This is a genomic window from Vibrio sp. 1978 (assembly GCF_033344345.1).
In genome coordinates, this window is sequence record NZ_JAWPOP010000391.1 from 1 (window position 1) to 748 (window position 748).

A 748-nucleotide genomic window follows, 5' to 3' on the forward strand; every position below is an offset into this window, starting at 1 on the left:
CTGCAAAAGTGTTTCATGTTCTTTCTTACAGATCCCACACCATGACGCCCACACATTCAGCAACTTATAGCCATTGTCTTGAAACAACACCTGAGTGCCCTCTTTTCCAGAGATAACCGATACAGCGCTGAAATTTGGAACCATTAGCGTGCTTTCCTTTGCTTGCTCAACGTGGGGACGGTCAGATAACGCCGCAACGACCACGACTGAAAAGACGGCAACAACAATAAACAACCCGAATAGTTTAGGCATAGTTTTCGGTGACATTCATGGCCCTCTTTCTTTTGCGATACACAGTCGTCAGTGCGCCAAACACCACTATCAAACCGCCTGACCATATCCACCAAATCCCCGCCCGGTATTGAACTTTTATTGCATAAGCGTTTGTGCCAACTTTATCTCCCAACGTCAGATAATAGTCTCCGTGCCATAAACTCAGACTCGCGGGCTCAGTCATGTTCATTACTCGCACGGGATAATGGCGTTTTTCAGGTTGTAATACATAGCGAGTCTGATCATCAAGGCGCAAAATGATCCCTGCTTGTTCTGCGGTGTAATTAGGCTCTATTACCCAATCCATACCTTGATAATCGATACCAATGTTTGCTCTTTGATGTGAAACACCAGGCTCTACTCGCAAGTTGTATTGGTACGAGTATTCACTGTTGAAGACAGCTCCCACAACGGCTACAGAAAAACCGACGTGTGCTAATACCATCTTGATTAGTGGCCCTTTGTTTTCGGCATT

Annotated in this window: 1 protein-coding gene and 1 pseudogene; both read right to left on the reverse strand. The window is 45.6% G+C overall.

The genetic code is table 11. The features are described from left to right. A pseudogene (locus R8N49_RS26805) lies at positions 1-267 on the reverse strand (DsbE family thiol:disulfide interchange protein); the annotation flags it as partial. Then, positions 245-748: cytochrome c-type biogenesis CcmF C-terminal domain-containing protein (locus R8N49_RS26810; protein WP_318190409.1), on the reverse strand; the 504-nt coding region annotated here is incomplete at its 5' end. The pseudogene R8N49_RS26805 and the gene R8N49_RS26810, both read right to left, overlap by 23 nt.